General features: G+C 49.1%; 9 protein-coding genes and 1 pseudogene. 8 read left to right on the plus strand and 2 right to left on the minus strand.

The features are described 5' to 3' along the window. Window positions 1-196, minus strand: a 196-nt coding sequence (locus WFN87_RS23570) for a transposase (protein WP_336983938.1), incomplete at its 3' end; no start/stop codon positions are given. A 599-nt stretch (window positions 197-795) separates the two neighbouring features. Between WFN87_RS23570 and WFN87_RS23575 the strand changes: the two genes are divergently transcribed. From WFN87_RS23575 to WFN87_RS23590, 4 genes are all read left to right on the plus strand, one after another. Beyond that, complete coding sequence (locus WFN87_RS23575) at window positions 796-1,599, plus strand: MBL fold metallo-hydrolase (RefSeq protein WP_336983939.1); 804 nt, start codon at window positions 796-798, stop codon at window positions 1,597-1,599. Window positions 1,600-1,744: 145 nt separating this feature from the next. Beyond that, window positions 1,745-2,194 (plus strand): helix-turn-helix domain-containing protein, encoded by a 450-nt coding sequence (locus WFN87_RS23580; RefSeq protein WP_336983940.1) that lies wholly within the window; start codon window positions 1,745-1,747, stop codon window positions 2,192-2,194. A 115-nt stretch (window positions 2,195-2,309) separates the two neighbouring features. Further along, window positions 2,310-2,822, plus strand: a complete 513-nt coding sequence (locus WFN87_RS23585) for a DUF6622 family protein (protein ID WP_336983941.1) — start codon at window positions 2,310-2,312, stop codon at window positions 2,820-2,822. 67 nt (window positions 2,823-2,889) lie between these two features. Next, window positions 2,890-3,423, plus strand: coding sequence for an AAA family ATPase (locus WFN87_RS23590; RefSeq protein ID WP_336983942.1), 534 nt, complete (start codon window positions 2,890-2,892; stop codon window positions 3,421-3,423). A gap of 209 nt (window positions 3,424-3,632) precedes the next feature. Here the strand turns inward: WFN87_RS23590 and WFN87_RS23595 are convergent, their stop codons facing one another. After that, window positions 3,633-4,505 (minus strand): LysR family transcriptional regulator, encoded by an 873-nt coding sequence (locus WFN87_RS23595; protein ID WP_008460139.1) that lies wholly within the window; start codon window positions 4,503-4,505, stop codon window positions 3,633-3,635. Between the two features lie 270 nt (window positions 4,506-4,775). Here WFN87_RS23595 and ampH point away from each other — a divergent pair, with 270 nt between their 5' ends. The 4 genes and pseudogenes from ampH (at window position 4,776) to WFN87_RS23615 (ending at window position 8,783) form a co-directional block, all read left to right on the plus strand. Beyond that, window positions 4,776-5,564, plus strand: coding sequence for a D-alanyl-D-alanine-carboxypeptidase/endopeptidase AmpH (gene ampH / locus WFN87_RS23600; RefSeq protein WP_336983943.1), 789 nt, complete (start codon window positions 4,776-4,778; stop codon window positions 5,562-5,564). After that, a complete protein-coding gene (locus WFN87_RS23605; RefSeq protein ID WP_336983944.1) occupies window positions 5,549-5,920 on the plus strand; it encodes a hypothetical protein in 372 nt (123 codons plus the stop codon). Before ampH ends, WFN87_RS23605 begins: the two co-directional genes overlap by 16 nt. Window positions 5,921-6,418: 498 nt before the next feature. Continuing rightward, on the plus strand, window positions 6,419-7,276 hold the full coding sequence (gene bla, locus WFN87_RS23610) for a class A beta-lactamase (RefSeq protein WP_336983945.1): 858 nt from the start codon (window positions 6,419-6,421) through the stop codon (window positions 7,274-7,276). 395 nt (window positions 7,277-7,671) lie between these two features. After that, window positions 7,672-8,783 (plus strand): annotated as a pseudogene (locus WFN87_RS23615) (IS3 family transposase). Window positions 8,784-9,030: the final 247 nt, after the last annotated feature.

A 9,030-nucleotide genomic window follows, 5' to 3' on the forward strand; every position in this document is an offset into this window, starting at 1 on the left:
TGAGCCTGGCGTTCTCTTCCTCAAGCGACTTCAGGCGCTTAACCTCGGGCACCTCCATACCGCCATACTTCTTACGCCAGGTGTAAAAGGTGGCGTCGGAAATGGCGTGCTCACGGCAGAGCTCACGGGCAGAAACCCCGGCTTCAGCCTCGCGGAGGATACTGATGATCTGTTCGTCGGAAAAACGCTTCTTCATGGGGATGTCCTCATGTGGCTTATGAAGACATTACTAACATCGGTGTGTATTAATCAACGGGGAGCAGGTCAGCGGGCAATGGGTGTTACGTGGTCGACCTGACTCATCAGTATGTCTGCCGTGACGGCCGTGTCTCTGCTCAGCTGGCGCCAGGCCATGCCTGACGACAGCAGTGTAGTCAGGATTGCGGGTACGAGAATTCCGGCAGCAAGCGCTCTTTTTCGTAATTGCATTATTTGTCCTGTGAGGTCTTTCCATGAGTACACTATCACTATTTAGTGACGTTATAGTCATTAATCCCTTTCCATTTCAGTGTTATTTAAACAGGTGACGCAGCGGGATGTACTCTGTAATGAATATAAGCGCAGGTTTTAAGGCGGGTAATTATTTTTTTTTGAACAGGGTGGATATCGTTCTGACAGCCTCATTCATTTTCGTTATCTCTGCAGAAATCTGGCTGCTTTCGGGGAGCAGGATATGGCGGACTGGCATGCTGATAAGTCTTTATCTGCTGCAGTGAGAAGAATGCTGCTCTGGACCAGGAAACAGGTCTGCTGTCAGGATTATTGGGTAATTACCTTCGAAGGGAGAACTAAGCTGTGACACTCAAAATGACCATTCTGGTCGAAAACCATCTTTCCCCGCACGCGGCTGCAGGAATGCAGGCCCGTGCAGGCCTCTCCATTCTTCTGGACGACGGAGAGAGCCGGATACTGTTTGACTCCGGTGCGGATGAAACCGTTGTTCGCAATGCCAGGCTGATCAACGAGCCGCTGACAGACCTGGACGCGGTTGTATTATCCCACGGGCATTACGATCACTGCGGCGGAATAACGTCTCTTGCCCCCGGGACGAGGATTATCTGTCATCCCGGCATTTTACAGGAAAGGTATGCCGCCGTCAGGCTTCCAGGAAAGGTCATTCCTCTTAAGAAACTTTCGGTCGTGGAGCGTTTTCGCGGACTTAACGTGGAGTACAGTAAAATCCCGCGGGTCGTGGCAGGACGTTTTGTCTGGAGTGGTGAAATCCCCGTGGAAAGCCCGGAGCCTTGGGGTTATACCGATTACAGGAACGCCACGCCTGATTATGTGTCTGATGAGGGTGTGCTTATCTGGTGCTCATCACGCGGGCTGGTCATTATAACCGGGTGTGGCCATCGTGGGCTGGAGAACACCGTTCGCCACTGCATGAACATTACGGGGGAAAAACGCGTGTACGCCCTTATCGGGGGATTTCATCTGCGGGCAGCATCACCGCTCAGGCTGATAAGGCTGAAAGCTTTTTTGCGTGAGATCGCACCTGAGCAAGTGCTGGGCTGCCACTGCACAGGAAGATGGGGAAAACTGTGGCTCAGGAACACGCATCCTGTCGCCTGCGGAGATACCGTTATTTTTGAAGAGTAAGTCTGTGATACAGGCTCATCCTGTCATTCGGTCTGCACCTGTCTCGTTTGTGTCGTCTTACTGTCAGGCCCGTGTCGTGTACTGTGCCGGCAGGAAATGCGAATATCTTAGCCGCTACCAACATACACCAGATATGAGGTTATCGATGACCGTCGCAGAGAAAGTGAAAGCCCTTCGCCTGAAGAAGGCCTGGTCTCAGGAGCAGCTGGCAGAAGTCGCCTCGCTTTCAGTCAGAACGGTTCAGCGTACTGAAAAAGGGAAGAAACCTGGTCTTGAAACGTTGAGTGCGCTTGCCTCAGCCTTTGACGTCAGAGTATCTGAGCTCCCGGAAGAGGCCGGGGATGCCGTTAACACGCTGGATGAACGTATCAGTGATGCCAGAGCCCAGGTTGCCCGGGAAATGACGTTTTGGCGGATACTAACAAGGGCTCTTCTGACATGCACCGCAATGATGGTTATAAACTATCTGCTTACTCCGGAAAGTTACTGGTCCCTTGTAGTGACGGCCATATGGTGCACTCTGGTTATGTTCAGGGGGGGGGCAGGGTGTTTGTTATTCATGATCGGCTTAAGTCATGGCAACAACGCAGGTTGAATAAACTCCTCCGTCCGGGCACAAAAAAGGAAAATAACCTTCGGGCAATCAAGTAAAACGCTGGAGCCATTCTCTGCGGCTAAATGTAATCATCATTAAGCGAAAAGGAAAAACGATGAACCTGTCTGAATTTTTACTTCATGTACCGTTCTGGGTCTGGCTCCTGCTGATTTTTTTACTTCGCCGTGGTTTTGCCGCCCTTTATGACAGAGAGATGAAAATCGGACGGCTTTTTTTGCTCCCTGTACTGTTTCTTGTCTGGGGAGGCTACGGAGTTATGACTGAAACAGAAAGGGCAGGAGTAAGTCTCACCATGATGGTCGCAGGATTACTCGCGGGAGGAGCACTCGGCTGCTGGATGTGGGGGGCACAAACTCCCCTGCAGGATTCAGGCAACCCAGGTACGGTTATCAGGGCCGGGACGCCGCTGACGCTGGGCATGATCGTTATTACTTTTTGTACAAAATTCATTCTTACTTCAGCCATCTTCCTTCAGCCTGGCCTTGCGGCGTCAGCGAGCTTCTGTCTGCTAATGGGTGGGCTCACCGGACTGAATGATGGAGTATTCTGGGGAGGCACACTAAGGATATTTATACCATGGTACAACAAACATCTCACTCAATTGTGAATTGAACCATTTATGTGTATTTTATTTTTAATAGTAACTCCTCCAATGTATTCCAAAAGGGAAAATTATGCTGATAATTATGAACGGGTTGCCGGGTTCTGGAAAAAGTACTGTAGCAAAAATGTTGTGCGAAAAATTGAGCGCTGTGTATTTACGGGTGGATACTGTAGAGCAGGCCATTCTTTCGGCGTTTGAAACAGAGAGGAAGCCCGGGCCTGAAGGGTATTTTGTCATATATGCATTAGCACGTGAGAATCTTAAGCTAGGGTCAACGGTGGTGACAGATTCGGTTAATGATATTAATCTTGTGCGTGATGCTTTTCGTGATATAGCTATATCACTGGAAATTCCATTCATAGAAATTGAAATAATTTGTTCGGACAAAGAACAGCATCGGCATCGAGTGGAAAACAGAGTTTCAGATATTCCCGGTTTGACTGTACCTGACTGGGAAAAAGTGCAAAGCCGTCACTATGAACGATGGTACAGGGAACATATTCAACTTGATACAGCGAAATTAACAGTTACTGAGTGTGTAAACAGAATCCTGGCATTAACAGAGCAAGACAGGATTGGAAACAATCTAACTATACATCGGTAGTAATCGTTAATTTTTCTTACGCTGTATGAACGTCTGGTGTATCGAACGTGGCGTGATATTTAGGAGCTTATCGGATAGCCGCCACCGTAGCCTCGTACCAGATAAGGCTCTAAGCTTCGTCTAAGACAGGCGTCGTATTACTTTAATCACCAGGCATCAAGGCCTTCCCATGCTTTAAGAGAACGTGCCCGGGCAGTCTGAGTATACGTTTATTCAAACAACAGCGCTTCGCTCAGAAGCCAGCTCCTGAAGGTTTTGACCACAGGGCGCATGATTCTGGATTTAGAATATGTCAGCCAGTAGCTGCCGGCGTTGACCTCAGTTTCGAAGGGCTGCACAACCTGCCCGGATGTGAGCTCCCGTGTAAACATTTTCAGGGGAACCAGCGCCGCGCCGCCGGAATGTATAACGGTCTGGATCATCAGTCCTGACGAGTCATAGACCGTACCGCTGATGACAGCAACGTCCTCGCCGGCCTCACGGAACCAGTCTTCCCATTCATTGATCCGGTAAGAACGGAGCAGCCTCTCGTTCAGCAAATCACGTGGTGCGCGAAGCCGCCCGGCCATTTCCGGGTCGCATAGCACGCCAAACGGCGCGTCGAATATTTTTTCATTATTGGTTGAGGGCCATATCCCGGTACCAAACCTGATAGCCAGATCGAGCCCCTCTGCAGCAATATTGACGATATTATTGTTAATACGCAGACGGACATCCACATGGGGATGAAGCGTCTGGAAACGCCCCAGCCTGGCCTCAAGCCAGCCAAGGGCAAACGTGCCTACACAGCCCAGCGACAGGACTTCCTTATATTCCCCGCCTTCAAACTTATGATAAATATTTTCTATTGTCCGAAACGCCTCGTGCAGTCCGCCATAGAGGATCGCGGCTTCCTCTGTGAGCTCCAGACTGCGGGACTGTCGTCTGAAAAGCGTGATACCCAGACGCTCCTCAAGAATTCTGATTTGCTGGCTGACGGCGGCTGGGGTAACGAAAAGCTCTTTCGCGGCCCGGGTAAAGCTGAGGTGTCTGGCGGCAGCCTCAAAAGATTTGAGGGCCTTCAGGGGAGGTTTTTTTCGCATAGGACATCCTTTAGATTTTCTTTAAATTAATACAAATTTTTATCGTTTGCCAGCATTCAAGATTATCAACATAATCCCGCTTCCTGACCGGTGCGACATACTTGTTATTTATTGCGAAATTTATAATTAATTAAACCGGGCTTTAAATTTTTATTTGCGGCTGGCGATTATTCGCATTTATCTGCGGATTAACACAATGAATGCATCCCAAAGTATTCATTAACATCTCGGTAATCAGCTCACTGAACAATATTTATTAGGGAAACCTGGATGAAGAGAAAATCACTGTTTCTGGCCGTGGCCAGCCTGCTGGCCGCCAGTTATGCCAATGCTGGCCAGATGACGACCGAGCAGCAAATTGCTGAGAAATCTGCACAGATATTTCATGACACTAATCCTCCGGCTATGGTCATGGCCATTATTCAGAATGGTCAGGTGACATATCGTGCCTATGGTGAAACGGCTAAAGGCAACCATACCAGCCCCACGCCCGACTCGCTGCTTCGGGTCGGCTCTATGTCAAAAATTCTGGCCTCAGAGCTGCTGGTTAAGCTTGCCGATAAGGGAGCGCTCAGGCTGACCGACACGCTTCAGAAGTATGCTCCCCCGGGGATGACAGTACCTGAGGTGAGCCGCGGCAATCCCGTTACCCTGATTTCGCTTGCCACACATACCAGCGGGCTGCCGCGACTTATCCCGGGTCAGGCACCAGCCGGCTCAGCTCCGTTCACGTGGCCGGACAGGCCTGCCCGCTGGAACTGGCTGAATCAGAAGCCGACCCTGACCGCGCCGTGGGAACAGGCGCAGTATTCTAATGTGGGATACGATCTGCTGGCCGATGCTATGGAAGCTGCAGGTAAAAAAACCTACCTGCAGCTTATGCGGGAAAATGTGACGGGCCCGCTGGGCATGAAAGACACCACCACCCAGCCTGACAGCGCTCAGTGTCAGCGGCTCATGGAAGGCTCTGGCATCGATCCTGCCGGTCCCTGCACGGATACAACGGCGGGATGTATTCCACCGCAAGGGACATGGCGAGCTGGATGCAGCATCTGTTGAATATCCGTCATCCTGAAAAGCCAGCGCTCAGAGCCGTTCAGCAGGCAATGTACGTGCAGAGACAGCAACTCAAATCCATTACGGGTCTGGATTTAGCAGGGAAAGCGCAGGGGCTGGGAATGGGTTGGGTCTTTATCCAGCCTTCGGTTGACTCCCCGGTAATGATCCAGAAAACCGGTGGTGGCGGCGGTTTTATGAGTTATATGGTTTTGGTACCCGGCGAAAAAACGGGGATCTTTGTCTCTGTGACAAAAGTGGGTCTGGATATGTTCTCAGCCTTAACGCGTGAAACGAACAGCCTTATCCCGCTCCTGTTAAAAGCAGCCCCCGGGGAACGCATCAGTCCGGCTTCATAACGGGTCGGGTGGCAGCATCTGACTCCATAAAAAACGGGTGCTGTCAGCGGAAATGTGCCCGGATTTCGCCAGAACCCGGCTCCTCGCAGAACAACACCTGTAATGTATTTCCCTGGGTATATTGGGGCAAACTCGATAATCGATAGTAAGACTGCCTGGGCAACTCACTATGTGACGACAGGTATCACGTATTGCCTGAATTCTAACCTGAACCTGGATATTGCTTACAAATTCAACAACATCACGGGGCTGCCAAAAGTTCACTCAGAATAACGAAGATGCTTTGATAATGGGCATAACATACCCGTTCTGATAGGACCCTCAGGTTGCCAGGGCAGTAATCAGAATGATGCAGAGTGACGTGTATTTCGGGTTGAGGTTGCATCAGATGCTTCACATGGTCCGAAAGTGCACCAACAGTCTCGCCGAAGAGGTCCTGTTGGCTCAGTATTTAACTTTTAACACATTAATTTAACATGCAAAATAAAGGATACTAATATGAAAATGATTCGACTTATGATAATCCCCTTGCTGGCTGGAATGTGCACGCCAGCACTATCTACACCAGTCAATATCACTGATACAATACAAACCACAGAAGACCATATCAAAGGTCGGGTTGGTTTTACTGAAATAGACTTTTTATCCGGAAAGGTACTGGGTAGTCATCACCATGAAGAACGCTTCCCTATGATGAGCACATTCAAAGTTTTGTTATGTGGGGCAGTATTAGCACGCGTTGATAAAGGGCTTGAACAGCTTGAACGCAGAATTACCTATAATGAGCATGACCTGGATGACTATTCACCAGTAACCAGTCTGCACCTTGCAGGTGGAATGTCGGTTTCTGAATTATGTAATGCTGCCATTACCACCAGTGATAATACTGCTGCAAATTTATTGCTATCAACAATTGGCGGGCCGGAGGGATTAACCCAATTTGTGCGAAGCACTGGTGATAATTATACACGACTAGATCGACACGAACCCAGCCTGAATGAAGCGCTACCTGGCGATGAGCGTGATACTACCACTCCGGCAGCAATGGCTCAGACGTTACGAAAATTGTTAAATGGGAGTCTCCTCAAGATAGCATCACAGCAAAAATTAATAACGTGGATGCAGGAAGATAAAGTTGGCGGGCCTCTGTTCCGCTCTGTACTGCCAGCTGGCTGGATGATAGCGGATAAAACAGGAGCAGGTGAACACGGCTCTCGTGGCATCGTTGCATTGTTGGGGCCCAGAGGAAAACCATCCCGAATAGTTATTCTCTATATTACCAATACTCATTCATCCATGAATGAACTTAGCGAACATATTGCAGGGATCGGAGATTCAATTATTAAGCACTGGTAATATGTTTTCAAAGATTAGTTCACTCCAGACCCACACTTTGGTATTCCGGACTGTAAGATGAGTGGCTAAGACAACTTGTTTTCCATGTAATTAACAGGTTAATCTTGGCCGCTTTCAGAGTAGGTATCTCATCTTCTAGGTGAAAGTTATCTGTAGCGATGCAGACTGCGTAGGCAGTGAATGAGCCGACAAATTATCTATGTAATATTTGAGGTAATTTGGGTAATGTACTTCACCACATCATCCAGTTCGATTCGTTCACCGGGCAGAGAGCTGATGGCCTGAGGTAGGTAATCAGTAAAATATTTTAGTCCGCTTGTAAGTATCCCGCTTAACCGAACCATTCACTTTTAGAGATCTTCCGACATACTGATTATGTTCCCGAGGAGATCGCCATGCGTAAAGCACGATTCATCGAACACCAGATCATCGCTGTGCTGAAGTCCGTCGAAGCCGGACGCACCGTCAAAGATGTCTGCCGCGAAGCGGGTATCTCTGAGGCCTCTTACTACAACTGGAAAGCGAAGTTTGGCGGGATGGAAGCCTCTGATATCAAAAAGATGAAAGATCTTGAGGACGAAAACCGCCGCCTAAAACAGATGTTTGCCGACCTGAGTCTGGAAAACAGCGCACTAAAAGACGTCATCGAAAAAAAGCTTTAAAGCCAGCGATAAAGCGTGAACTCGTCAGCTATCTGAAAGAGGTGTTTTCGATGAGTGTACGTCAGGCATGCAGGATGTTATCGCTGAGCAGGACGGTTTATTTTTACCAGCCCGATACCCGGCACAATGAACGGGTGATCCAGGCACTGACTGAGCTGGCGGAGCGCTATCCGCGATACGGTTTTAAGAAGCTGTTCCAGCTTCTGCGCAGGCAGGGGCACACCTGGAACCATAAGCGTGTTCACCGGATTTACTGCCTGCTGAAACTGAATTTTCGTCGTAAGAGTAAACAACGTCTGCCGGTACGCAATCCGGCTCCGTTGATAATGCCGGAAGCGCTTAATCAAAGCTGGTCCATCGATTTTATGCACGATGCGCTGGTCTGTGGCCGGCGCTTCCGTACCTTTAATGTGGTGGATGATTTTAATCGCGAAGCCCTGGCGATAGAAATCGACCTGAATATTCCGGCTCAACGGGTCGTCAGGGTGCAGGACAGGATAGTGGCAAACCGTGGATATCCGCTGAAGATGCGTATGGACAACGGGCCAGAACTGGTCTCACTTGCGCTGGCGCAATGGGCCGAAGACCATGGTGTGGTGCTGGAATTTATTAAACCAGGCAAACCGACATAGAATGCCTTTATCGAGCGTTTTAACCGGACGTACCGGACAGAAATCCTGGATTTTTATCTGTTCAGAACACTGAATGAAGCACGGGAAATTACTGAGCGCTGGTTGATGGAATATAACAGCGAGCGACCTCATGAGTCCCTGAATAACCTGACACCGGAAGAGTATCGGCTGATGGCTGAAAAACCAGAAACCTCAAAAAGTGCGTGGAACTAAAACGGGTGTACTTACAAAATGTTTACTTAGTATATGGCTTATTACTTTTCTTTCGTGCAGTTTGGGCTGGAAGGCGGGCATCTTTCAGACAATGCTGATTAAGTCTGTTCTGGCTATTATTATAATGACTCATCTTTGTATGATTTTTTTAGGTTGGCGCCTCCAGAGAGGCGCTTTAGAGTTCTACCGTATTCCTTCTTGTCAGAAGGCGTATTTCACTCCCAGCATACCCTGAGTGTCCCGGTAA

Origin of the sequence: Cedecea sp. AS113 (genome assembly GCF_037152415.1) — a bacterium.
Classification (GTDB): Bacteria; Pseudomonadota; Gammaproteobacteria; order Enterobacterales; family Enterobacteriaceae; genus Cedecea.